This is a genomic window from Methanoculleus chikugoensis (genome assembly GCF_019669965.1).
GTDB classification, from domain to species: Archaea; Halobacteriota; Methanomicrobia; order Methanomicrobiales; family Methanoculleaceae; genus Methanoculleus; species Methanoculleus chikugoensis.
The window spans coordinates 1,543,964-1,569,010 of sequence record NZ_AP019781.1; the positions used below are offsets into that span (position 1 = coordinate 1,543,964).

Below are 25,047 nucleotides of genomic sequence, written 5' to 3' on the forward strand. Positions count from 1 at the left end.
TTCGATCATTCATATACTTGAACAGGCAGCATTCCCGCGTCTCCGGCATCCACCGCCACCTCTTCGAGCGCACGGACCTTCTCGACCGCGGCGGCGGTGGATGGGCGTGCCGGACGACGTCCTCCTTGTCGAACGCGATCAGCGGCCGGCAGCCTGGATCGGCTGGATGTTGATATATGCCTCTTCCCGGTTCCGGATATCGAGGCTGCCGGTGATCTTCGTGACCAGCGGAGAGCCCGTCCCGGCCTCCAGGTCGTCGAGGGCGGCCCGGACCCGGGCGACACCCTCCCGGATCGCCTGCTCCTCGGCGGGATCCGGGCCGGTCGGGAGCGTCTCCCGGAGCACTTCGCGGATATCCTCGAGCGCGAAGAGCGCTTCGAACGTCTTCTGGATCTCTTCCTTCATGGAGAGCCGAAACCCGGAGTCGAACCGGGATGGAGTTGATCTGCAGTCAACCGCGTAGCCGTTCCGCCACCTCGGCAAAGGCATGAATTAACAATTGTTAATCTTGCGCAGAGTAGTTAACAATTGTGAATATTTATACCTTCGGGTCACGCTGGCTGTCGGGCATTCGCCGCGGAACCGTTCCTGGCATGCTGCAGTCACCCGGACATTGGTTGGCCGCCGGGTTCTCAGCCACCAGCATCTCAATACCAGTCACGGCGCAGAGGAATCGTGACCGTTGCGAAGAAGGGACACGAACTTCAGCACAGAGCGGTGGAACCGGTCGTGCCCATCCCGGCGGTCAATCTCTTCCGGCTGTAACGCTCGCGTCGGAAAACCGACCACGGTTTCCCGGCCGCTGATAGCGTTCCAGTCCCCGATCCGTGAGCATCCCGGATCAGCCCTCCGCACAGGTGAACCCGCAGTTATGTGGCGTCGCCGCCGATCTTAACGTTGTAATACCGTGGAGTTGCCACTGCGCACGATGCCCTCCCGCAACGGCAGCAGGAAACCCGGTACCCCGAAAAAACCGACCATCTCCTGAGAAACGTATATATCTGTGGTGATGGATATTCCGCACGAACCTGCAGACGCACCGGGGCATGGAGAGAGCATGACAACAGGGCTTATCGACGATAGGGAAACATGGGACACATTTGTAGACGAAAGCGCCTCCGGCCGCCTCTTCCACAAATGGGACTTCATGAAGATAACGGAGAAGCATACCGGCTTTCGGTTCCTCCCCTACGGAGTCTTCAAGGGCAACGAGCTGATCGCCGTCATGCCGCTCTTCCAGAAGCAGCTGCACAGGGTCAACGTCCTCCTCTCCCCACCCCCGCTCCAGTCGGTGGTGCCGTACCTCGGGTTCGTCATGGGCCGCCGTTACGACACTGCCAAGCAGAGCAAGAAGGAATCGATGCTCAAACTGGTTGGTGACGATCTGGAGAGCGAGTTTGCGGCCCTGGCCCCGAACTACCTCTCCATAACCCAGGTTCCGGGTTTCATCGATGTTCGACGGTTTCTCAGGGAGGGATACCAGACCCGGCTCCATTTCACCTACCTGATCGCCCTCGATCCGCCGCTCGACGAGATCTGGAATAGCTTCTCCTCCAACCTCCGGACAAAACTGCGAAAGGTCGAGAAGAACGGCTACCGCCTCGAGAAGAGCACCGACATCTCGATCTTCTACTCCACGGTCGCGGAGCGGTTCAGCGACCCCGAGATGAGCATCCCGATGATCAGCCGCGCCTACTTCGAGGAACTCTTCCGGGCATACCCCGACGAACTCGGGCTCTACTACCTCTACGACGACGAAGGCGCCGTAACAGGCGTGCAGGCAACCCAGGAATACAAGGCCTTCACCCTCTGGATGGGAGCACCGAAGATGACCGCGATGCCCGGCAACGAGTTCCTGCAGTGGCTGCTCCTCCAGCAGGCAAAGCATGCGGGGTACCGCCACATGGAGAACGTCGGGGCGAACAACGAGAACCTGAACCTCTTCAAGTCCAAGTTCAATCCCTCGCTCACCCTCTTTCTAGAGGTGAGCCAGGAGGACTTCATCGGCAGGGTTGCCCGATGGGCCTACAGTACCATCGCGAGCAAGAGTCCGATGAAGCGCAAAGTCCTCTCCTACATCGAATGACAGGGCGTGCCCCCTCATCGCCCCGTCTCTTCCCGGCCATCAAACCGGATCAGCGCCGGGGCATCGGATATCCTGCCGGGCGATCGTAAGAGCGCTGCCGGTCCTCTCCCTGTACTCCTGCACGAGGTAGGCGGTGCGGTTGCGGTAGGTCCGGTCACGGGTGATGAAGATCAGGTCTTCCTCCCACTGGATATCGCGGTGAACGCCCGGGCAACCGGGTCGGCGGCGAGTGCAGCGACCGCCCAACCATATGGCGTCAACTCGAAATCGGGAGAGTTTTTTTTCTTTTCCCTGAAACGTCGTATCAACACCGAATCAAAATGCTTAAGATATATATCGACCATCCCTCAACAATAGGGTGGTGCATGTATCGTATCCTCGTAGTCGATGACGAACCGACGCTTCTTGGACTGAACCGGATCTACCTGGAGCAGTCCGGAGACATGCAGGTCGAGACGACGTCGTCACCGCTGCAGGCTCTCGATATGCTCTCGGAAGCCCCCTACGACGCTATCGTTGCCGACTACGAGATGCCGGAGATGGACGGTATCACACTCTTAAAGGAGGTCCGCCGCAGGGGCCTTTTTATACCGTTCATCGTCTTCTCCGGCCGCGGCCGCGAAGAGGTCATCATCGAGGCGCTCAACAACGGGGCGGACTTCTACCTCCAGAAAGGCGGCAACCCCTCCGCACAGTTTGCCGAACTCCAGAACATGATTCTCCAGGCAGTCCGGAGAAAAAAAGCCGAGGAGGAGGTACAGCGGGCCGGGGACCTGTACCGGAGCGTCTTCGAGCATACCAGCTCCGCCACCATCATCATCGAGGGAGACATGACGATCTCCCTCATAAACAGCGAGGCCGCCCGCCTTTCCGGCTATTCCCGGGAAGAAGTGGAAGGGAAGATCTCCTGGACAACCTTCGTCGCTCCCGAAGACCTGGAGCGGCTGGTGAGTTACCACCGGCAGCGGCGGACTGAACCCGACTCGATGCCGGGCACCTATGAGTTCCGGCTGGTCGACCGACAGGGCAGACGGAAAGATATGCACCTGACGATCGGTTCCATCCCGGGAACGGACCGCTTTGTTGCGTCGATGATCGATGTCACCGACCGGAAACGGTTCGAGGAAGATCTGAACGCGGCGCACGAGGAGATGACCGCGGCGTTCGAGGAGGCGAGAGCAGGGCAGGAGGCGCTTGAGGCACAGTGCCGCGAGATGGAGAATTACCAGGCAAACCTCCGGGGCATCATAAACTTCCTTCCCGACCCGACGTTTGTGCTTGACCGCGCGGGGAAGGTCACCATCTGGAACCGGGCAATCGAAGAGGTGACCGGGGTCACAAAGAGCCGGATCATCGGAGCGGGGCTGGAAGCCGTCTGCAAGGCGGTGCCCGGACTCCGGTCCCCGCTGGTGGCGGAGACCGTCCTCTCCCGGTTGGGCGGTGAGAGCATCGCACGGGAAGTCCATATCACTTCTCCTCGCACGGGGGAGGAAGTCTGCCTCTGGGCGAAAGCATCGCCGCTCTACGATGCGCAGGGACGGCTCTCCGGGGCAATCGAGTCTCTGCGGGACATCACCGAGTCAAAACGGATGGAAGCGCAGATCCAGCACCGGGTAGACCTCGAACAGGTGGTAAGTTCGATCTCCACGAAGTTCATCGGCCTCGATCCGGCAGACCTCGACGGCACTCTCGAAGAGGCGCTCCGGGTGCTCGGGTTGTTCCTCGATGTCGACCGGAGTTACATCTTCCGCTTCTCCCCCGACCTCACCAGCGCAGAGAACACCCACGAGTGGTGTGCGGAGGGGGTAGAGCCGCAGATAGACGTGCTGCAGAACCTGCCCGCCGGCGTGATCTCCTGGGGAATGGAGCAGATCAAGGCACGGAAGTCGATCTGCATCCCCGATATCGCCGATCTCCCACAGGAGGCAGCGGCGGAGCGCGACTTTCTCCGGGGGTACGGAGTTATGTCGGTCATCCTAGTGCCGATCGCGACCGCCGGCGAGATCCTCGGGGTCGTCGGGTTTGAGACCACCCGCAAGGCGCGGCCCTGGTCGGACGAGGACTACACGCTGCTTGAGATCGTCGGCAACCTCTTTGCCGACCTTTTCTCGCGGATTCGCGCCCAGGAGAGACTGCGCGAGAGCGAAGAACGGTTCAGGAGCCTCGTGGAGCGGTCGCACGACTGCTACATCCGTGCTACGACGAAGCCGCAGGCAATCGAGTACATCAGCCCCTCGTGCGAGAGTCTGACCGGGTACACCCGGGAGGAGATCCTGGGCGATCCGGGGTTCATCAGGCAGTTGATCCACCCCGACGACCGGAAGACGTTCTTTGCCCTGCTCCAGGAACGGGACGCAACCGCCCGTCAGCCGTACGTCTTCCGGATACGCCGGAAGGACGGGCTCTACATCTGGGTTGAGGCCTGCACGATCCCCGTTTACGGGAACGAAGGACGCCCGGTTGGAATCGACTACGCAATCCACGACATCGACGCCTGGAAGCAGACCGAGGCGGCGCTCATCCAGGCCAACAAGAAACTCACCCTGATGAACAGCATCGTGCGGCATGATATCCTGAACCAGGTCACGGTGGTGCTCGGGCATATCGCCCTCCTCCGGGACCAGCCGCTCGATCCGGCCGTCGCCGACGCCCTCGGGAAGCAGCAGGCCGCGATCGAGATAATACGGTCGCAGATTGGGTTCACGCGAGATTACCAGGATCTCGGCGTCCGGGCTCCCCAGTGGTTCCTCGTCGAGCCCCTGGTCACGGGGGCCTCAAAAGCCCTTCGGCCGATCGGGATCCGGATCTCCACCGACCTCAACGGACTCTCCGTCTATGCCGACCCGCTCCTCTCGTCCGTCTTCTTCAACCTCCTGGAGAATGCCGTGCGGCACGGCAGGACGGTGACCGAGATCCGCGTCACGGCCGTGCCGGACGGCGGCGGTGCCCGGATAGTCTGGGAGGATAACGGCGTCGGCGTCCCTGCAGAGCACAAGGAGCGGATATTTGAGCGGGGATTCGGGAGCCACACGGGGCTCGGGCTCTTCCTGGTGAAAGAAGTTCTCTCGATCACCGGGATCGCCATCCGGGAGACGGGCGAGCCCGGGAGAGGGGCGCGGTTCGAGATGGCGGTCCCGGAGGAGCACGTCCGGTACAGGTGAAGCGGCCGGAGCGGTTCAACGATACGACAGTTGAGAAAACCCCAAAAAAGACGAGCGGCAGGTCTTCGTCCTACCGCCGCCCGTATTTCCTGAACATATACCAGAGCCCCGCACCGATCCCGGCCATCACCAGGATGCCGAGCACCGCGACGTAGGACTGTTCCTTCACCACGACCCGGTATTCGTCCTCCTCTTCGTCCTGATCGCTTTTTACCAGCGCGACGACCTTGTATTCGCCAGCGACGATGTCGGCCGGCGGGATCACCGTCACCTGCACCGTCGCCCGTTCGCCGGCCTCAAGGCTCGCGACCGATGCCGGGTCGACGGTCACCCGCCACCCTTCCGGTGCGCTCATGTTGATCCCGATGTTTGTCAGCGCTCCCCCGACACCGGCGTTCGTTACCGTCATAGCAAACGTGAGAGTGTCGCCGCGGTTGATCTCGTGGCGGTAACTCTTCGCGTAAGTCCGCAGGTCGTAGGACCCCCGGAGCCGGAGCGTCAGGTCTTCCTCGTACTGCCGGGCAGAGGATCCGATCACCGCCGTGAAGTTGTACTCGCCGACATCTACCGAGTAGGGCGGGATGAGATCGAGATACAGGGTCTTCTCCTCGCCTGACGGGACGTAGATCTCCGAGACCTCTTCGGTGGCGCCGCTGCTCTCCTTGAACCGGGCATACCACTGCTCGGGGAGGCCCTCGACGGAGAGAGTGTAGGTATCGTCGTTTCTGCCCGTGTTCTTCAGGGTCATCTCATACTGCGGGTTCGAGCCGATCGCCACGATCCTGGATGGGGACTTCACCCGAACCTCGGCAAAGAAGTTCTCTTTCTCGAGCGGCACGATCCCGAGGTCGACCGTCTGGCCGATCCGGATCTCGACATTCTTCTTTTCCCATGCCCGATACCCGGGCCGGGTGACCTTTACAGTGTAGGTGCCCATCGGGGCGCCGATGGAGACCTTGCCTTCGGCGGTCGCAAGCATCCCCTCGATCCTGGTATCACGGTCGTAAAGGCCGACGTCGGCACCCTTCACCACGTTACCTTCCTTATCCACCACGGTGGCTTCAAGCGTTCCCACTTCACCGCTGTGCGTCTTCGTGATCTTGACGTAGACCCAGATCGTGCCTTCGCCGATACCCACCCGGATGGGGTACTCCCCCACCGCGGCATGGCCGGAGGTCTCGGCCACCAGGCGGACGGTCTTCGTCTCGCCGGCCGGGATCAGCATCCGGTAGACCTCGCGATCATCGGCCTCGAACCGGATCTTCCAGTTGTCGGTGCCGCGGAACGTCCAGTAGTTGAGGAGGCACGTCCCGATATCGCCGCGGTTCGTGACCGCAAGGTCGAATACGGCGGTGTCGCCCGCCTCGATCACCTCGCCGGGGAAGTTGCACCGGATCTCCGTCTGCATCGTCCCGCCCTGTGCGGCGGTCGCTCCCGGGACGGCGGCCGAAGCGGCGAAGAAGAGCGCGAGGAGGAGGCATAGTGGGGATATTCTGCCGGTCATCGTCTCACCTGATATCCATCCGCATGAACTTCACGTAGGTCGCTGCGAAGAAGGCCGACGGGAAGACGATGAGCGCGGCGATGTTCATCCAGACCCGGCCGAGAGCACCGGCAAGCCCGGTCGCCTCTTCCGTTGCCGCGCCGTAAGGCGACGCAATCATTGAGGAAAGCTGTGGGTTCGTCACCGCTATCGCGACAGTGTAGTAGTTCATCTGCGGCGAGAGGAGGTTCGAGATATCGCTGATGAGCCTCTGTTTCTCGACATAGGTCTTCATTTCTTCTTCATATGCCTTCCACTCCGGGTCCTCGGTTCCGCCGTAGACCACGCTCTGCGAGACGCTGCTGGTGAAATACCCGCCGCTGCTCGCGACCCGCACGACTTCTTTGGGCATGGGACCCATCTCGGGCGGCTCGGGCGGGTCGCCCGCGAAAGCGTTCGCGGCCATCGCCCCGAACATGGGAAGGAGCGAGGAGACGGCGAAGAAGATAACCAGGGTGTAGATCAACGCGTTCCCGCTCTCTTTTGCGACCGTCGACATCATGAGCGCGACGGCGAAGTAGGCGAGCAGGAACCCGAGCGAGACCGCCCCGAAGACCAGGATGGCGGCAAACTCCTCCGCCGTCGGGACGACCGAGAAGAGGAGGAGCATGGCGATGGCAACGGCAAGAGCGAGCGCCATGGCGAACCCGAGCGCGGCGATGCCCCCGAGCGCCTTGCCGTTGATGATCTCGTCGCGGTAGACCGGGTGGGAGAGGAGCGTCTTTAACGATCGGGTCTCCTTCTCTTTTGAGACCAGGTCGAACCCGATTGCGATGGCAAGGATGCCGCCGAGCATCGTCATGTAACTCATCATGGAGATGAAGACGTACATGATCGAGGGTTTCTGGGGCATCCAGTTCCTGTACGGGTCATCGAACTCCTCCATCTGCCGGAGTTGCTCAGTATACGCCTCCAGGCTGTTGTTGTAGTTCTCGATGCCGTCGTAGATACTGATCGTCGATATCACGAGGAGCAGGCCGAGAATGATGACAAAGCGCCTGCTGGTGATGTGGTCGGAGAACTCTTTTCGTGCTACGTTGAGCAATCGATCGAGTGCCATCATCTCACCTCCGGTAGGCCGCCATGAAGACGTCCTCGATCTCGGGTTCCTCAAGACGCATCTCCCGGACGTGCAGCCCCTGTTCGAAGAGGGCCGCGGAAAGCCGGTCCCGGATATCGGCCTTTGCCCGGACGACCGCACGGTTAGCGTTCCCTTCGACGGAGATGATCGCGGGGTCGTCGATCGCCGGCAGGCGCTCCCGGGTCTCGATGACGATACGGACGGCATCGCCGTCCGACGGTGCAAGCACCCGGGCGACTTCTTCGAGCGTCCCCTGCGCGACAAGCCTTCCTTTTGCGAGGAGCCCCACGGTCCGGCAGACCTCCCTGACCTCGGAGAGGATGTGGGAGGAGACGAAGATCGTCTTTCCTTCGCCGGCGAGGTGCGTGACGAGTTCCCGGTACTCCCGGACGCCCTCGGGATCGAGGTTTGCCGTCGGTTCGTCGAGGAAGAGCACCTTCGGATCGTTGATCAGCGCCTGGGCGAGCCCGAGCCGCTGCTTCATGCCGCGTGAGTACTCTCCGGCCTTCTGGGCGACGCCGTCGAGGTGGACGAGTTCGAGCAGTTCGGCGATCCGCTCCTTTCTCGCTTTCGCATCCATCCCGTAGAACCGGGCGAAGTAGTCCAGGTTCTGCTCGCCGGTCATGTTCCCGTAGAACCCGACATCTTCGGGGAGGTAGCCGATGATCTTCTTTACGTTCAGCGGGTCTTTTGCGACCTCGATCCCGCTGACGAAGCACCGGCCGCCGGTGGGCTCGATCATGCCGGTGAGCATCAGGATCGTCGTGCTCTTCCCCGCTCCGTTCGGGCCGAGGAAGCCGAATATCTCGCCTTCCCCGACCTCGAGATCCAGGCCGTCGACGGCAGTTTTTCCATTATATATCTTCGTGAGGTTCTCCGTTCGTATCATTTTACACTCCCACCAGGGCCGTTTTGGCGGCGTCTTATTGCAGACTATGACACCCTCATATTAACGTTTTCTGTGACAATCGTCTACACTTCAGGTGATGATCGCGATTCCGGTCTCTAAGACGTCACGATTATTCCGGCAGAGTCCCAAGATGCGTCGTGAATCGGGCACTGGACTGCGTATCGGCCCTCGCGCGGCACCAATCATAAGGCCTGCAGCGACGTCCCCCGAGGATACGGGCCATGCTCGTACCCCCTTTCGGTGTTCGGCGAGAGAGTATAGGGAGGATTGGGAGATAAGGCGATGGTAAACTACGAAAAAAATCGAACCTACCCATGGCAGGCATTCGGGCACCAGCAGGGCAGGAAACTTCGATAACGGGTATCCAGAACTGTTCGGCCGTCCTTCTTCCTTAAGACCCCCTGGAGAAGGTCGCAATGCAAAAACCTTTTCTCCCGCCAGCCTGAAGGTTCTCCTGATTGATATGAGAAGGCTATTCGGTACGGCAGCGGTCGCCGTGCTCCTCTTCCTGGTGCTCGCGGCTGGGTGCACGTCGTCCCAGCCTCCGGCGGGCTACGTGACGATTCGGAGCGTCGATGTCAGCATCCCGGACGGCCAACCGCCGTCGAACGTCACCCGGGTCACGGCGGTCCCCTACCTCGATGCGGTCTACGCGGACGTGGACGGCGTCGACCTGCAGGTCGTTGCAAAAGAAGCCGGGACGGATATCGTCGTCGAGGAGACGGTTCGTTCCATCGGCACCCTGGTCTCAGGGAAGACGGCGAAGGAGGAGATCACGCTCACGCTCGAGAACGGCCGGGGTTACGACATCTGGGTGACGATATGGCAGGACGGGCGTATGCGGGAGTCGGGTTCGGTGAATGTCTTTCTCCCCGACAGGACGGTCGCTACGCAACGACTGGCCTACTCGCTCCTCACTGTCTCTGCGATCGACGTCATGACCCCGGATCTCGACGCCGACCCGATCACGCTCGACGTCATCACCGAGATTGCGAACGGCGGCAGTTCTTCCGGGAACCTCATGATGGAGATCCGGGCGGTCAACCTCCAGACGGGGATCACGGCCGTCCGCGAGTCCCGGCCGCTCGGGACGGTCCCCGGGGATTCTGCGACGAAGAAGGTGAGCATCACGGTGCCGAACGGCTACGACTACGAGATCCGCATCCGGCTCGTCGAGGACGGCGCGGCCTTCGCGACCAGCACCGGCCGGATCACCCTGGCACCCCCGCCGCAGGTGATCCTCGCCGACGGTGCGGTGCTCGACTCCACGAGGAGTACGTCACCGGTCGCTCTCCCGTTTCCGACCCCGGCCCCGACCCCGGCAAAGCCGTCCTCCGCGCAGGTAGGGCAGTTCAGGGTGCAGAGCAGCGGTGCGCCGACGCCAACGTACGCACCCGGGTTTGAGGCCGCACTTGCCGCCGCCGGGCTCTTCGGTGCCGGAATCGCGGTGCTTGCGAGGCGGAGGAGGTAGGGTGGCACAGGAGGAGAGCCGGAGGGCCTCACCAGGAGGTGGGGCACCGGAGGAAGGCCGGAGGGCCTCACCAGGAGGTGGGGCACCGGAGGAGAGCCGGAGGGCCTCACCAGGAGGTGGGGCACCGGAAGGCCTCACCGCGTGGAGGGTTTACCTCTACGCCGTCTCGTTCATCGCGCTCATCGTCGCGATCGCGGGTGCCGTGAACCTCATCGCGATCGCAATCGAGGTCTTCGTCTACCCGGCCCCCCAGCCCTACCCGGTGCCGCAGTACTATCCCGAACTTCCCGGGAGCGTGGCGCAGGTCGCGGTGGGGCTCGTCGTCTGGGGCTACCACTGGATGCTGCTTAAAAAAGAGCACTGAAGAGGATTCACCTCTTTTTGAGGGATCTCGCGGCAACCAGCAGTCCTGCGGCCGCCACCGCCGCCCCGAATCCAGGGAGCGGGGTGGGCACCGTCTCCGCCGGGAGGGAGGAGGTGTTCGGCGTCACCGAGACGGAGAAGTGAGGTGCCGGCTGCACCCGGGTGTAGACGTGAACCGTCCCTCCCGGCGGCGGCAGGGGCGGGAGTTGACATCGCGACATCGTCCCCCTATCCTTATTCCTGCAGACGAACTCTTCCGGAGGCGGGAGCGTGGTGTTTACCGCGACCCGGAGGGTCCCGCCTTCGACGACGCCCACGAACGTGTTGTCGATGTAAATCTCCTCCCCATCCGGCTCGTAGATCAGGTACCAGCCGGTCTCGTTCACCTCCGCGCCCGGGGCGGGCTGCTCGACCTGATAGCGCTGCGGGAAGAGGTCGATCGTCTCTCCGGTGGCGGGGGCTCGCTCGATGAACCCGGTATACATCAGGCGGTCTCCATCACGGACGGTATACTTCCGTGCGGGCGGGGCCGCCGGATCCGCCGCCACGACAAGCTCGGTATCGGCGATCATCCCCCTGAACTCGCCGTCGAAGAAGACCTCCGCGCCGTCGCCGTTGAACCAGTGGACGACATAACGCCCGGTGTTCATATCGCCGGCCGCCGACACCGGGATGGACGCGGCAAGGAGGAGGATGCACGCGAGGCAGACAGTTCTCGTCGCACCTCCGGCTGAGTGATACAGGAAAGAAGAGGGGAGAGGGCACCATATATCGTTTCTGTGCCGCCCGTCTACCGGCCGGCACTCCTAAATCTCCTGCCGTCACGCACTCTGCGCCACGCCGTAGACGGTTCCGTTCCATTCGCAGAGGGCATACTTCGCGAGAATCCGCCGCATCTCCTCGGTTGTTATGCGGAGCGAACTGCACTTTTCATGTTCTTTTCCGAACGGGCTATACGAAGAACGGGGATCGAGCCAGAGGAGCGCATCGAACAGGGGGCCTTTCGAGACCAGGACACGTTTCTCATCGAGGATCAGCGCGCCGAGCGCCGGGTGGTCCCGGAAGTCCGCTTCGGTGAGATGCGTCACGGAAGCGGCGTCCACAGACCCTTCCCGGGGAAACGCAGCAAGGTGCGTCTCGTCGATCAGGTTGTTCCAGTGAAGGAATCCGAGCGCGATGACGCACAGGATAGCAAGGACGACAAGTGCCCCAAAGAACGGACCGCTCCCCCATTCAAGATCTTCCGCCGTTTTACCCGGTCGTCCGTTCCCTTCCATCCTTCACCACCACCCGAGCCCCCGGAGCACGGCTGCCGTTTTCGGTGGAGGAGACTGGGCCGCCGGGGCATATGAGGATTTCGCGGGCGAGGGGAAGATCCGGGGCTCCTATTCCCTCTCGCCCTCGAACCGGTATGCTCCGTTCGGTACAGTGATCTCGAACCGGGCACCCGTCCCGGATCTACCGGTCTCCCGGATCGTCATCCCGGTGATCCCGAGGATCCCCGCGACCAGGAAGAGCCCGTGGCCGTACCGCCGCTTATAGGTCTCGCGGAATATTGCCTCCTTCTCGCCGTCCGGAATGCCGGTGCCGTCATCCTCGCAGACGATCAGCAGGTCCTGCCCGGCCCTCGTGCACGAGAACCGGACCTCCGTCACGCTTCCGCCGTGGCGGACGGCGTTGTCGATGAGATTGTAAAAGACCTTCTTCACCATCGGGTCCGCGTAGATCTCAAGGCCCGAGAGGTCGGCGCGGACGTCGATCCCTGTCGGGAGGGCGAGATAGGAGACGCTCTCCGCGACAAGGTCCTGCGGCCTCTGCCAGACCGGCGTCTTCACCCCCATGTCGTGGTAGTCCCAGCTGAACTCGATTTGCTTCTGGATCTCGTCAACGGCGGCATGAGCACGCTCCAGACAGGCCCGAACCCCGGGATTCTCGCTATCCTCCCCGGCAAACCCGATGTAGGCACGTGCGACGGTGATCTGGTTGAGGATGTCGTGGCGGGTGATCCCGGCGAGAAGGTTCAATTTCGCGTTCGCTTGAACAAGCGCCTCCTCGGCGTGCTGCTGCTCGGTGATATCCTCCCCGGAGCTCAGGATCCCGCAGACGGCACCGTTCTCGTCACGGAGCACGGTGTTGTGCCACGCGATGATCCGTTCGCCGCCGTCTGTAGCGACGACCGGCATCTTCACGCGCTCATTCTCCCCGATCTCACCCCCTCTCAGCTCCGCGAAGAGCGCACGGAAACGCTCCCGCTCCGCCGGCGGGATGAACCGCTCGGCCCAGGCCTCGCCCACAGCCGCATCCGCCGGGCAGCCGAGAACCTCGGACGCCCGGCGGTTGATGAGGGCGACCCGCCCGTCTCCATCGAGGACGACGAAGAGGGCTCCGGCGATGTCCAGATACTGTGCGAGCCGGTTCTTCTCCTGCCTGAGCCGCTCTTCACTCGATTTCAGGCCGGTAAAGACCAGCGCATAAGGCTGCCGGATCCCCGTCTCGACGAACGCGACGTAGATGAGCCCGAACGAGAGCACCATCAGGAGGTGGCCGATCATGTTTGAGGGGCCATAGACGCTGATATAAAGCGTAAAGGCAAGTTCCGAGGCGATCATCACGAGGACGGCCGCGAGCAGGTGGGCCGCCACCCGGGGCGAGAAGGCGGCCCGCACCCGGTAGACGGCGACCGCCCCGAGGGCGAGCAGCACCGCTATGATGTACTCGCTCCAGATCTTGAACGGCGTCAGCCCCGAACCCACGATGTAGCAGTCGGGAAAGACCGGGACGACGAAGATCGAGAGGAGCAGGAGCACGGTAACCCCGGCAAACGCGGCAAACACCTCCCGGGGACCGGGGTTTCTCCGGAGCAGGAGAGGCGCGGCAAGCAGCGTCCCGGCGAGGAGGTAGCGCGAGGCGATCCAGAGTTGCGTCGGGAGGTTTGCGTCGTAGCCGACGAATATCCCCATGCCGTCATACGCGAGGGTGTGGACCAGTGCGATGCCGGCCACGAAGAGCAGCCCGGTGCCGGCGACCAGCAGGTAGCCGTTCTCCCGCATCGTCCGGGCGTTCCATGCCACGATGAAGACGCCTAACGCAATCGCGATGGCGACGAATTCGGCGATCGTGTGGAAGAGGAGATACCTGTACAGGCCTGTTGCCGCGAGGGCGGCCAGAAGCACCGTAAGGACGATGAACGATCGCCAGATGCCGGATTCCGCGGCCCCCTGTTCTATGCGGCCCCACTGGCTCTCTGCTCCGCTCCGGGTTGTACGCGCCGAAGAATCTGTCTGCATAGAGTTGGTCTGCATGGCTCCTTTTCGGTGCGGGCGGGGAACAGCGGGCCGGCTCCCGGACGTCACGCCCGAACCCTGCCCCGGTGGTGCGGCGCCAGGGCCCGGACCATCCGCCCATGTTTCATCTCACTAATATATCCAATGGACCATTAAAGTATTGGATGGGGAAAAAACCCATATATGGCGCAATTCAGGAAAAACAAGGATTATATTATGACAATCAGATGGGGCGCTCTCATGCGGATCGAGATTTATCCACACGAGATCGCTACACCAGTTCGTTCCTCCGCAGGAACTCCCTGATCTCGCGGGACTCGACCCAGCCCTCGTCGAGCTGCCTGACGATCGCGTTGATCCGCTCAACCTGCTCCCGGATCTTTGCCGACATCGCCTCATCATCGGCCAGATCGGCCATGCCGAGGATCACCTGCAGGGGCAGCCGGATATGGTCCGCGAGAACTGCAAACTGCTCGATATTCTGCTCGATCTGGTAGAATGCCTGCAGCCGCATATCCTCGTAGCGCGCCCGGTCCGAGACGTCCCTGCCGACGATCTGTACGCCCACGACAAGGCCGTCTTCCACGATCGGAGACTCGTTCAGTTCGAGGAACGCCACCGACCCGTCTTTGCGGCGGAACTCGACCTCGACCCCCTCGACCGGTTTGCCGCGGGCGATCTTCTCCCGCCCATCCTCCCAGACGGGGAGGGACGAGGGGACGACATAGTCGTGACACCTGCGGCCGATGAGTTCATCGGGAGTATAGCCGAGGATGCGGGTCACCGCCGGGGAGATATAGGTGATCCCCCGGTCGCGGTGACAGGTGTAGATCATATCGAAACTTCGCTGCGCGATCTCGCGGAACCGCTCCTCGCTCTCCGCAAGAGCGTTCTGCATCTCCCGCCAGTCGGTGATGTCCTCCAGCATCGCGATGACCAGGCCTCCCTCCCCGGAGTCGTGGAGCAGCGACGTGGTCAGCCGCCCCCAGACTAACCTGCCGTCCTTCGTCAGGTAGCGCTTCTCCCGGCGGAGACCCTTCATCAAAGCGGTCTCTCGGTGGAGAGAACCGGCCTCCTCCCGGTCGGGCGGGTAGATCAGGTCGTATGACCGCATACCATACAGTTCGTCCTCGTCGTAACCGAACATGCGCACGAACGCCGGGTTCGCCTCCATGATCCGTCCGCCCGGGTCGATGAGCGCGATCCCGGTTCCCGCCTGCTCGAAGATCCCCCGGAACCGCTCTTCGCTCTCCCGCAGCGCAAGTTCCGCTTTCTTCTGTTCGGTGATCTCCTGCCCCGTGACGGCCAGCATCCCGGCCCGCGGCCGGTAGATCTGCAGGTCGTACCACCGCCCGGTTCTCGGCTCCTGCAGCCGCCGCTGAACCGGAAGACCGGTCTCTGTGACCTCCCCATAGAGAGCACGGGCACCCTCGCGGATCGCCGGGAAGATATCGAAGAGCCGCTGTCCGACCAGTTCTTCCCGGCTGCGGCCGAATACCTCGGCCGCTTTCTCGTTCAGCTCGCTGATACGGTAATCGACAGGGTTCCCTTCGTCGTCCCGGATAACCTCGTAGAGGGTGTAACTCTCGAGCATCCGTTCAAAGAGAAGACGGTACTTCTCTTCGCTCCTCCCGAGAGCCTCGTTCGCCCGCATCCGCTCGATGACCCGGCCGAGTCGCCCGGCAACGGCATCGATCAGGCGGCGTTCATCGACGAGAAACGGCGTACCGTCGTCTTCGGGCCGCGGGTGGCGGTAGCAGACCTCCACCTTCCCGACGATCCTCCCCTTGACGACGATCGGGCTCTCCTGCCGCCAGGGGCTCTCGATAAAACCGGCCGACCGGTATTCCCGGCCGTCGACCACGATCCGGGCGGCGGCATCTTCCGGATGGAGCCAGCCGGCCGGGAGGATGACGGCAACATCCCGGAGAACCTCTTCGACCGAGTTCCCGGGCCGCTCGATGACGCCGCTCACGGCGTAAAGCGTCGCAAGTTCCCTCACCCGGTTGTCCAGGGCGATCCGCTGCTCCCGCAGCATCTCTTCAGCCCTGCGCCGTTCCGTGACGTCTCCTGCAATGACGACGAGCCGGTCATACTGCGGCCGGTATACCTTCAGTTCGTAGAAGGAGCCGGTATCCGGACTCGAGATCTCGCGGTGCACCGTCCTCCCGGTTGCGGCAACCTGGTAGAAGAGGTCGAGCGCAACGGTGCCGATCGCCGGAATAGCCTTCGGGAGGTCTTCTCCGACGACCTCCTCCTGCGGACGCCCGAGGTTTTCGGCGGCTTTGCGGTTGATCCGGACGACCCGGAAGCCGGCAGGGTCCCCTGAACCGTCGCGGAGTATCTCAAGAAGGAGGCCGGCGTCCGGCATCTGGTCGAAGAGGAGGCGGTACTGGTGCCCGGACGAAGCAGCCCCGGCGGGTGCCGGCGCGACGGCCGCCCCGAGCATCGCGGCGACGGCACGGACGAGGGCATGCTCCTGCGGCAGGAACGGATCGTCCCTCCCCTCCGGGACCCTCCGGCACTCGACCACGAGGTATGCGGCTGAACGTCCTCCGGCATCTATCCCGGCAACAATCCTTCCGGGCCCCGGAACGGCGATTCCGGGCACTATCCGCACCGACACCTGTTCAGGGTGGCGGAACCCGCGGGGCAGAAGGGCGGCCGTCTCCGGGAAGACCTCGCCGGCATCGGCGCCGCCTTCGATCGCACGGGCGACCGCGGAGAGGGTGCAGAGCTCCCTCGTCTGCCAGCACGGTTCGTCCCGGACGGTGACGTCGAGGTCGACCCCCGCCCAGAGGACGATCCTGCCCGTGGCGTCCCTGACCGGGATGCCCCTGCTCGCGATGGTGCGGTATCCGCCGTCGGCATCCCGGATCCGGTAGTTGCACCTCCATGGAAGACCGGCGTCGTTGCAACGTTCCCACCGGGCGAGCACCGTCCCGGCGTCCTCCGGGTGGAGGTTGCCCGCCCCCGCGGGATCAGAGCGCTCTTCGAGCGTCGTTTCCTTGAGGGGAGGCGCCACGCCGTCGGGCCCGCTGATCCAGATCCTGCAGGAGATTGCCTCGTCGGCAGGCAGGCCATGGTTGTCCGGAGCGGTCGCGGTGAAGTCTGGTGACGGCATGGTTTAACACTGAAGGGAAGTCAGGCAGGGTGACGGAGATTGACGGCAGGCCGTCACCCGGGCATGCTGTGCTGGGGGCGGTCGTTCCGATCAGTTGGGTCGAACTCGTCATAATGGTTCTGCTCGGTGAAAGGGCGACCCCCTATTCGAGCAATTGCGCCGGCGACAGATCCGGATATGCGCCCGGACACCCTTTAAGTGAGAAGCGGCTAAGGTTGTACGATCATGACGGAGACCTGCGCCCGAACGACTCCGGCCGGAGGCGGGCCGTGACGGAGCATGAGGAAGGTCCGTCCTGTCCCCGCTGCCGGGTTGGGGCCTCTCACGGGCAGGTCGTCGGCCGCCGAGAGGTTGCTGTCTTCGGGGTCTCGGGCATCCTCCTCCTCGCGGGGGTGATCGTCGGGTACCTCACCCCATATCCCTTCGCCGGGACAGCCCTGCTCCTCGCCGCCGCGGTCATATCCGGCTACGATATCCTGAGAACCGGGTTCTTCGCTCTCATCCGGCTCCGGTTCAGCATCGCCGTGCTCATATCCATCGCGGCGGCAGGAGCGTTCCTGACCGGAAATCCCGCCGAGGGGGCGACCGTGCTGTATCTCTACGCCGTCGCCGAGTTCCTGGAGGAGTACGCGGCCGGCAGGGCCGAACGCTCGATAGCCTCGCTCCTTGACCTCACGCCGCAGACGGCCCGGGTCAGGCGGGACGACGCCGAGACGACTGTTCCGGTCGATGACGTCGGCGTCGGGGAGATTGTAATCGCGAGACCGGGCGACACCGTTCCGCTCGACGGCATCGTCGTTGCCGGCACCTCGTCGGTCGACCAGGCGGCGATCACCGGGGAGAGCGTCCCGGTGGCAAAGGAAGTCGGGGACGGCGTCTACGCAGGGACACGGAACGTCGACGGGTACCTCGAAGTCCGGGTGACGAAACCGGAACGAGAGAGCACGATAGCCCGGGTCGCCGCCCTGGTCGCGGAGGCCCAGTCCCACACTTCTCCCACCGAAGCGTTCATCGAGCGCTTCTCCCGCTACTACACGCCGGCGGTCATCCTCCTCGCCGCCCTCCTCGTCGTCGTCCCGCCGCTGGCCTTCGGCGTCCCGTTCCTCGAAGCGTTCTACCGGGCGCTGATCCTGCTCGTCATCGCCTGCCCCTGCGCGCTCGCGATCTCCACCCCGGTCTCGATGGTCTCGGGGATCACGACCGCGGCGCATAACGGCGTGCTGATCAAGGGCAGAGACTCGCTCGAAGCCGTGGGGCTTGCGCGGGTGGTCGTCTTCGACAAGACCGGGACGCTCACGACCGGGAGGCTTGAGGTGGACGACGTGGTAGGGTTCGGGGTCCCTGAGGCGGAGGTTCTCGCCGTCGCCGCATCGCTCGAGTCACGTTCCGGCCACCCGATCGCGGAGGCGATCCGGCGGCGGGCGGAAGAGGAGGGAGCCGTCCTGCGGGACGTCGAGGAGTTCGTATCACTGACGGGGAGAGGCGTCCGGGGGAGGATCGGCGGTGCGGCCTACACCCTCGGGAACGTTGCGCTCTTTGCCGACGGAGATGACCGGGCATGGCGGGCGGCGTACGACCGGCTGGAGAGCGAAGGGAAGACGGTCGTCCTCGCCGGTACCGCCTCAGGGGTGATCGGGCTCGTCGCTCTCTCGGACGTGGTGAAGAGGGATGCAGAAAAGACGGTTGCCGCTCTTCAGGCGCGGGGCATCAGGACGGTGATGCTCACCGGGGACAACGAACGTGTCGGTGAAGCAGTGGCCCGCCATATCGGGATCGACGAGTGCCATGCCGGGCTCCTCCCGGAGGATAAGGTGGCGATGGTCGAGCGGCTGATGGACCGCTACGGGCTCGTGGTGATGGTCGGCGACGGCGTGAACGACGCGCCGGCGCTTGCACGGGCGAACGTCGGGGTCGCGATGGGGGCGATAGGCTCAGACGTCGCGATCGAGGCGGCAGACATCGTCGTGATGGAGGACGACATCTCGAGGGTCGCCTACCTCGTCGCCCTCTCTGAGAAGACGGTCTCGGTCGTCCGGCAGAACGTCATAGCGGCGCTCGTGGTGAAACTCGGCATCGCCGGGCTCGCGGTCTTCGGGCTGGTCACCCTCTGGATGGCGGTGGCGTTCGGGGACATGGGGCTCTCGCTTGCGGTCATCGCAAACGCCCTCAGGATAGGCCGGCCGGATACCGGCAATCCTCCATGAAACTGCTGAGGACAGGTGCCGGGAAAAAAGGAAGTGGATCTATGCAAAGAGGACAGTCTTCTCCAGCGTCCATGCAGGGTCAATGAACGAGAGAAGCCTCGTCGTCGAGTCCGCGGCGTTCCGGGTCTCCTTCACCTGGTCGGGTCGGACGTAGGCGGCACTCCCGGCAGGAACCCGTATCGTCTCTCCGCCGGGCGTGGCGACCTCGATCTCCCCCTCGATCACGTAGAGGAGATCGGACGAACCGAGAATCCCGTCATAGCCTAGATATCCGCCCGGGAGGAGTTCCACGCAGGCAACGCTGTAGCCGACCGGGATCGTCGTCTCGTTCATCAGCACCGGGTTTACGAGGGTAAAGGCCGCGACACCGGACTCAAGGTCCCACTCGATCCCTTCGTGGGGATCGGCGACAACGATCGGCCTTCCGTCCGTCTTCACGTTGACCGCGTCAAGTTCATCCCCCGAGATCTCGATCTCGGGCGTGTAGGCCGGCTGGCTCACGGTGATGTAGCGGAGATCGGCATCCCCGGCCGAGACTATCGACTGCAGCACCCCTTCCGGCAGGAGCACGGTCTCTCCCTCGCGGGCGGTCACCGTCTCGTTGTCGCAGCGGATCTCCGCAGTACCATCGAGCACGTAGACAAGTTCCGCCGTCCCGATCAGGCGGTGCGGCGGAGTCGCGTTGCCCGGTGCGATGGCGACATATCCCATACTGTAGTTTGCCCGGATCTGCGGCGTCTCTTCACCGATGATCCCGGCATAGGTTGCCTGGCCGTCGAATATGGGTATCGGGTCAACCGGGGCGATCAGGCTGACACCCGCCTCCGCCGGAGAATCGTCTGCGGCGAGGCATCCGGCAGAGAGGAGGATACAGACAAAGAGAAGAGGAGCGATCCTATACATGATGAAATGTCTGCGACGGGAGGAATAAAGCAGATCGTCCGTAGCGGCATGCACGGGAGCGCTCAGGCGGAGGCACCTTCCCCGCGTCCGGCTTTCCGGAGGGTAAACCGGAACGCCGCACCCTCCCCGGGGCGGCCCGGGACACGGTCTTCGACCCAGATCCTGCCGCCGTAGCGCGCGGCAAGCATCCGGCAGATCGAGAGGCCGAGCCCCTGGCTCCCCCGCCTGCCGCCCTCCCGCTCGAACCGGAAGAAGATTGCCTCCTTCAGATCGTCCGGAACCCCGGGGCCGGTGTCGGCAACGGTGACGACGACGGTCTCTTCGTCCAGATCATCGACCCCCACCGTGACCTCGACGCCCGACCCGCCGTGCTTTGCGGCGTTGCCGATAAGGTTCGTGAAGATCTCGGGGAGGAGGTCGTCGGCGAAGACCTCCACGGGCAGCCCGGAGTACCTGATGCAGAGGTCGGGGAAGTGGGCGATCTCTCCCCGGATCACGTCGTAGAGGTTTTGCCGCGCAAGCCCGTCCCGGCCCTCCTGGATCTTTCTGAGGGTGGCGACGTTTGCGGTGATCTCGATGCTCTTCCTGATCCCGTCCTTCAGTTTCCGGGCGTGCCGGGCCGGCTCTCCCTCGAGCTCGTCGATGAGGAGGTCGGCGTAGATGTTTGCGACGTTGTCCGCGTTCCGGATATCGTGAGTGAGGATATCGAGGTAGAGGTTCGCCTCCCGGTTTGCCACTTCAAGCCTCCGGTAGAGCATTCCCCGCACGATTCCGGCCCCGATCTCGCGCCCGACGGCTTCGAGGAGCGCACGCTCGTCGCGAGAGAAGAATCCATGCCCCCTGGTTCCGATGAGGAGCGCCCCGACGACGTCCGACTCGACGACGAGCGGGATGCAGGCGAGTGCGGCAAACCCGAACTCCCGGAGAAGACGGGATCCCGGGGTGTTCGGGCCCCGGTTCTGTTCAAGGTAGCACGGAAGGCCGGTGGCGATGGAATCGGCAAACGATCTTCCAAAAACGGTCTCTGTAAGTTCCAGGCATGCATCCGGCATATTTCGCCGGCACTGGAGAGCAGCCTCTCCCCGCCCGGAATCGAGGCGATAGATTGCGCCGCCGTCGTAGCCGAGGAGATCGAGTGTCTGGCTGAGCGCCGTCTCCAGCAGTTCTCCCGGCAGGTGGGTCGAAGCGGATGTGCCGATGATCCGGTTAAGCAGAAGGAGATGCCGGTTCCTCGCCTGCAGTTGCTCCTCCGCCTGTTTCCGGTGGCTGATGTCCCGCATGACGACCTGAACCGCAGGCCGGCCCTCAAAGATCGTCCGTGCCCCCCTCCCTTCGATGGGAACCGTCGTTCCGTCGAGTCTGACGACCAATAACTCAGCAAGCGGCGTCTCCACGCCCTGCAGGTCCCGCACGGCGAAGGCCTCGATGAGATCCCGGGTATCCGGGCGGACGATATCGAGGATAGCCGTCCCGATCACCTCTTCCGGGCGTGAAGCCCCGAGCAGTTTCAGGCCGGCGGGGTTGATGAATATGATCCTCCCGTCGCGATGGATCAGGGTCGCCTCGGCGGAGAGCTCGACGAGCGACCGGTATTTCTCCTCGCTCTCGCGGAGTTTTGCCTCCATCTGCTTCAAGGGGGTGATGTCCTGGACACCGGCAAGGAATCCCCGGCAGGTGCCGCCGGTGTCGATGATGGGAGTGGTCGCTATCAGCGTATGGATACGGCCACCGCCTTTTCGAACCAGTTCAAACTCGAAGACCTCGCGCATGTTCCGGCCAAGATTCTGCAGGTGTTCTTTTACGTCTCCGGCACTCCCCTCGTCGATGAACGCATAGACCGGCGCTCCAATGATCCCGGCGATCGAATAACCGATGATATCGGCCATCTTCCGGTTGGCAAAGACCACGATGCCCTCTCTGTCGATCAGCGCGATGCCCTCGTTGAGGTTTTCGACGAGGAACCGGTACCGGTCTTCGCTCTCCCGCAGTATCGCCTCGATCCGCCTCCTCTTTGCGGTATCCATACCCCTTCCAGGGCCGTCGACCCGAAAGGCACGGGTTTCGGAGACCGGGACGGCCCCGGGGCCGGAGGTGTCGGGAGAGAAACGGACGAGCCGGCTGCCGCGAAGCCGGCCATCATGAACGGCGCGGCACGAGCAGCGGAACCGCCCTTCGCCGCCGTCGGGCAACCGCATCACGCACGGAAAGTCGGCAACCGGAGTGCGGCCGGAGAGAAATGCGGTGATCTCGGATCTGCCCGACTTCCCGCAGATGCGGGGTATCAGGGCCTGGTGAGCGAAGCGATCCGCGTCGGTTCCGGCGGGCGCGTCACGGGTGATGCCGAGCAGGTGCCGCAGATGCTTGTTGATGCAGGCCACCCGGTTGTCGGGGCCGACTATCAGCAGCCCTTCGTCGAACGCATCCAGGATGCCGGAGAGTTCGAGGATATCGCCATGTGCGGGTGTGCAGTCATGCATCGACCGGGATCACCTTCCTTTACTCTCGGAGGAGTTTCATCCCCATGGGCAGATAAAATGTTCCCGCACACACCGGGCATATTCGACCAAAGTTCAAAGGAATTTTGACGATCCTGTCGGTCCTGCGGGCAAGTTCATCCGAGCACAGGCATTATGCTGTTTCCCAGAAGGTATAAATCTGTTCATTTTCACCGGCGGATATCCGTCACCCAGAAGAAGGCAACCACATGTCCCGATGCTCTCAGGCCTGCGCGCGACCGATATAGTTACATTCTGCAAGAACGGCATCACCCCCATGAGCGGGTACGCACGCGGAGTTAGCATGCATGACTGGGCCGCAGAAGAGGAGCGGACGGGGAGGACGTGAAGTGGGCCACGACCACGGTGAGGGCGGACGGCAGTACGAGACGCATCTCAAAGAGGCCGCCCAGGAGAAGCCGCCGGAGACCCACCGGCCCGGCCATGGCACGCACCGCCAAGCCCTCGATGACTTCCGGCGACGCTTCATCGTCTCGACGATACTGACGATTCCAATCCTTCTCCTCTCGAAGCCGGTCCAGGAACTTCTCGGGATCGCCATCCGGTTCCCGGGCTCGGACTACCTGCTCCTCGCTCTTGCGACCGCAGTCTACCTCTACGGCGGGTGGCCGTTTCTTACCGGCATCGTAAGCGAACTGCGGGCACGGATGCCCGGGATGATGACGCTCATCGCCGTCGCGATCACCGTCGCCTACGTTTACAGTTCGGCGGTCGTTCTCGGCATCGTCGGCGAGGAAGGATTCTTCTGGGAACTTGCCACCCTGATCGACATCATGCTCCTCGGGCACTGGGTGGAGATGCGCTCGGTTCTCGGGGCATCGCGGGCGCTCGAGGAACTCGTCCGGGTCATGCCCTCGGAGGCGCACCGTCTCCGGGACGGCGAGACGGACGACGTGCCCGTCGACCGGCTCGAACCGGGCGACCGGGTCTTCGTCCGGCCCGGGGAGAAGGTGCCGGTGGACGGCGTGGTGGTCGAGGGGGCGACGAGCGTCGACGAGGCGATGCTCACCGGAGAGTCGAGACCGGTGGAGAAGCGGCCCGGGGATACGGTCATCGGTGGGGCGATCAACGGCGAGGGATCGATCGTCGTCGAGGTCAAAAAGACAGGTGCGGAGACCTATCTCGCACAGGTGATCGACCTCGTGCGGAGAGCGCAGGAGAGCCGGTCCCGGACCCAGGACCTCGCGGACCGGGCGGCGTTCCTGCTGGTGGTGATCGCCCTCTCGGCCGGTGCGGCGACGTTCGCGGCATGGCTCACCCTCGGGGAGGGGGGCGGGTTTGCGGTGGAGCGGGCCGCGACCGTGATGGTCATCGCCTGTCCCCATGCGCTCGGTCTTGCCGTCCCGCTCGTGATCGCGGTCTCGACGGCGCTTGCCGCAAAGTCGGGGTTCCTGATCCGGGACCGGAGCGCGTTCGAGCGAGCAAAAGATCTGACAGCGGTCGTCTTCGACAAGACCGGGACCCTCACGACGGGGGTATTCGGTGTCACGGACGTCCTCGCCTTCGGCGGCGCGGCGGAGGAGGACGTGATCGGGACGACGGCATCGGTTGAGGCGCACTCCGAGCACCCGATTGCCCGGGGCATCGTCCGAAGCGCGGAGGAACGGGAATTAATCCTGCTCACGGTAGAGGGGTTCCGGGCGATCCCGGGGGTCGGCGTCGAGGGGACGGTCGACGGCCGAACCGTCCGGGTGGTCGGGCCGGGTTACCTCGCGGAGCGGGGCATCGATGCCGGGGACGGACGGATTCGGCCGCTCCAGCGGCAGGGAAAGACCGTCGTCTTCCTGCTCGAGGATGACCGGCTCATGGGAGCGCTCGCGCTTGCCGACATCATCAGGCCTGAGTCGGGGGAGGCGATCCGCCGGCTCAAAGAGATGGGCGTTCGGTGCATGATGCTGACCGGGGACAATCGCGATGTCGCCGAGTGGGTGGCGGGGGAACTTGGCCTCGACGAGTTCTTCGCAGGGGTCCTCCCCCATGAGAAAGCGGAGAAGATCCGGGAGGTGCAGCGCCGTTACCGGGTGGCGATGGTGGGCGACGGGATCAACGACGCACCCGCGCTTGTCGAGGCCGATGTGGGCATCGCCATCGGGGCCGGAACCGATGTGGCCGTGGAGAGCGCCGATATCGTGCTCGTGAGGAGCGATCCGCGGGACGCGGCGGCGGTCATCGGCCTTGCAAGGAAGACCTACCGGAAGATGTTCGAGAACCTCCTCTGGGCGACGGGCTACAACGCCGTCGCCATCCCGCTCGCCGCCGGGGTTCTGATCGGCGCCGGGATCCTTCTCACCCCGGCGGCAGGAGCGGTGCTGATGAGCGCAAGCACGGTGATCGTCGCGATCAATGCCCGGCTGCTCCGGGTGTAGGGGCGGCCACTACACCACTTCCTGGGTGGTTGATT

At 63.5% G+C, this 25,047-nt stretch carries 16 protein-coding genes and 1 tRNA gene; 6 read left to right on the top strand and 11 right to left on the bottom strand.

Translation table 11 applies throughout. The features are described 5' to 3' along the window. Positions 1 to 138 precede the first annotated feature (138 nt). Positions 139 to 405: a hypothetical protein gene (locus MchiMG62_RS07820; RefSeq protein ID WP_221056478.1), complete on the bottom strand. Its 267-nt coding sequence runs from the start codon at positions 403 to 405 to the stop codon at positions 139 to 141. A 4-nt stretch (positions 406 to 409) separates the two neighbouring features. Next, positions 410 to 481 (bottom strand) — tRNA-Cys (locus MchiMG62_RS07825). A gap of 576 nt (positions 482 to 1,057) precedes the next feature. On the opposite strand from MchiMG62_RS07825, the gene MchiMG62_RS07830 reads away from it, so the two are divergent. Together MchiMG62_RS07830 and MchiMG62_RS07835 are read left to right on the top strand one after the other, a co-directional pair. Then, complete coding sequence (locus MchiMG62_RS07830; protein WP_221056479.1) at positions 1,058 to 2,086, top strand: GNAT family N-acetyltransferase; 1,029 nt, start codon at positions 1,058 to 1,060, stop codon at positions 2,084 to 2,086. A 365-nt stretch (positions 2,087 to 2,451) separates the two neighbouring features. After that, positions 2,452 to 5,247 carry a PAS domain S-box protein gene (locus MchiMG62_RS07835; protein ID WP_221056480.1) on the top strand — a complete coding sequence of 932 codons (2,796 nt, stop codon included), beginning with the start codon at positions 2,452 to 2,454 and terminating at the stop codon, positions 5,245 to 5,247. Positions 5,248 to 5,317: 70 nt separating this feature from the next. Here the strand turns inward: MchiMG62_RS07835 and MchiMG62_RS07840 are convergent, their stop codons facing one another. The 3 genes from MchiMG62_RS07840 to MchiMG62_RS07850 are packed head-to-tail and all read right to left on the bottom strand — an operon-like array spanning position 5,318 to position 8,760. Next, a complete protein-coding gene (locus MchiMG62_RS07840) occupies positions 5,318 to 6,751 on the bottom strand; it encodes a COG1470 family protein (RefSeq protein ID WP_221056481.1) in 1,434 nt (477 codons plus the stop codon). 4 nt (positions 6,752 to 6,755) lie between these two features. Beyond that, on the bottom strand, positions 6,756 to 7,853 hold the full coding sequence (locus MchiMG62_RS07845; RefSeq protein ID WP_244987629.1) for an ABC transporter permease: 1,098 nt from the start codon (positions 7,851 to 7,853) through the stop codon (positions 6,756 to 6,758). 1 nt (position 7,854) lies between these two features. Continuing rightward, on the bottom strand, positions 7,855 to 8,760 hold the full coding sequence (locus MchiMG62_RS07850) for an ABC transporter ATP-binding protein (protein ID WP_221056482.1): 906 nt from the start codon (positions 8,758 to 8,760) through the stop codon (positions 7,855 to 7,857). A 484-nt stretch (positions 8,761 to 9,244) separates the two neighbouring features. Between MchiMG62_RS07850 and MchiMG62_RS07855 the strand changes: the two genes are divergently transcribed. Then, positions 9,245 to 10,252: a DUF7490 domain-containing protein gene (locus MchiMG62_RS07855; protein ID WP_221056483.1), complete on the top strand. Its 1,008-nt coding sequence runs from the start codon at positions 9,245 to 9,247 to the stop codon at positions 10,250 to 10,252. A 1-nt stretch (position 10,253) separates the two neighbouring features. Continuing rightward, positions 10,254 to 10,616: a DUF5671 domain-containing protein gene (locus tag MchiMG62_RS13235; RefSeq protein ID WP_244987630.1), complete on the top strand. Its 363-nt coding sequence runs from the start codon at positions 10,254 to 10,256 to the stop codon at positions 10,614 to 10,616. A 7-nt stretch (positions 10,617 to 10,623) separates the two neighbouring features. Here MchiMG62_RS13235 and MchiMG62_RS07865 read toward each other — a convergent pair whose 3' ends face one another. From MchiMG62_RS07865 to MchiMG62_RS07880, 4 genes are all read right to left on the bottom strand, one after another. Next, on the bottom strand, positions 10,624 to 11,265 hold the full coding sequence (locus MchiMG62_RS07865) for a PGF-CTERM sorting domain-containing protein (protein ID WP_221056484.1): 642 nt from the start codon (positions 11,263 to 11,265) through the stop codon (positions 10,624 to 10,626). Between the two features lie 171 nt (positions 11,266 to 11,436). Then, positions 11,437 to 11,892, bottom strand: a complete 456-nt coding sequence (locus MchiMG62_RS07870; RefSeq protein WP_221056485.1) for a hypothetical protein — start codon at positions 11,890 to 11,892, stop codon at positions 11,437 to 11,439. Between the two features lie 108 nt (positions 11,893 to 12,000). Then, positions 12,001 to 13,917 carry an MASE3 domain-containing protein gene (locus MchiMG62_RS07875; protein WP_221056486.1) on the bottom strand — a complete coding sequence of 639 codons (1,917 nt, stop codon included), beginning with the start codon at positions 13,915 to 13,917 and terminating at the stop codon, positions 12,001 to 12,003. Positions 13,918 to 14,170: 253 nt separating this feature from the next. Further along, the gene (locus tag MchiMG62_RS07880; protein WP_244987631.1) at positions 14,171 to 17,023 is read right to left on the bottom strand and encodes a PAS domain S-box protein; all 2,853 of its coding nucleotides are present in this window, start codon (positions 17,021 to 17,023) and stop codon (positions 14,171 to 14,173) included. Between the two features lie 269 nt (positions 17,024 to 17,292). Here MchiMG62_RS07880 and MchiMG62_RS07885 point away from each other — a divergent pair, with 269 nt between their 5' ends. Next, complete coding sequence (locus tag MchiMG62_RS07885; RefSeq protein ID WP_244987632.1) at positions 17,293 to 19,227, top strand: heavy metal translocating P-type ATPase; 1,935 nt, start codon at positions 17,293 to 17,295, stop codon at positions 19,225 to 19,227. Positions 19,228 to 19,266: 39 nt separating this feature from the next. Here the strand turns inward: MchiMG62_RS07885 and MchiMG62_RS07890 are convergent, their stop codons facing one another. Next, positions 19,267 to 20,130 carry a cupin domain-containing protein gene (locus tag MchiMG62_RS07890; protein WP_221056487.1) on the bottom strand — a complete coding sequence of 288 codons (864 nt, stop codon included), beginning with the start codon at positions 20,128 to 20,130 and terminating at the stop codon, positions 19,267 to 19,269. A 62-nt stretch (positions 20,131 to 20,192) separates the two neighbouring features. Beyond that, complete coding sequence (locus MchiMG62_RS07895; protein ID WP_221056488.1) at positions 20,193 to 22,607, bottom strand: PAS domain S-box protein; 2,415 nt, start codon at positions 22,605 to 22,607, stop codon at positions 20,193 to 20,195. A gap of 326 nt (positions 22,608 to 22,933) precedes the next feature. On the opposite strand from MchiMG62_RS07895, the gene MchiMG62_RS07900 reads away from it, so the two are divergent. Further along, positions 22,934 to 25,012: a copper-translocating P-type ATPase gene (locus tag MchiMG62_RS07900; protein ID WP_244987633.1), complete on the top strand. Its 2,079-nt coding sequence runs from the start codon at positions 22,934 to 22,936 to the stop codon at positions 25,010 to 25,012. Positions 25,013 to 25,047 lie beyond the last annotated feature (35 nt).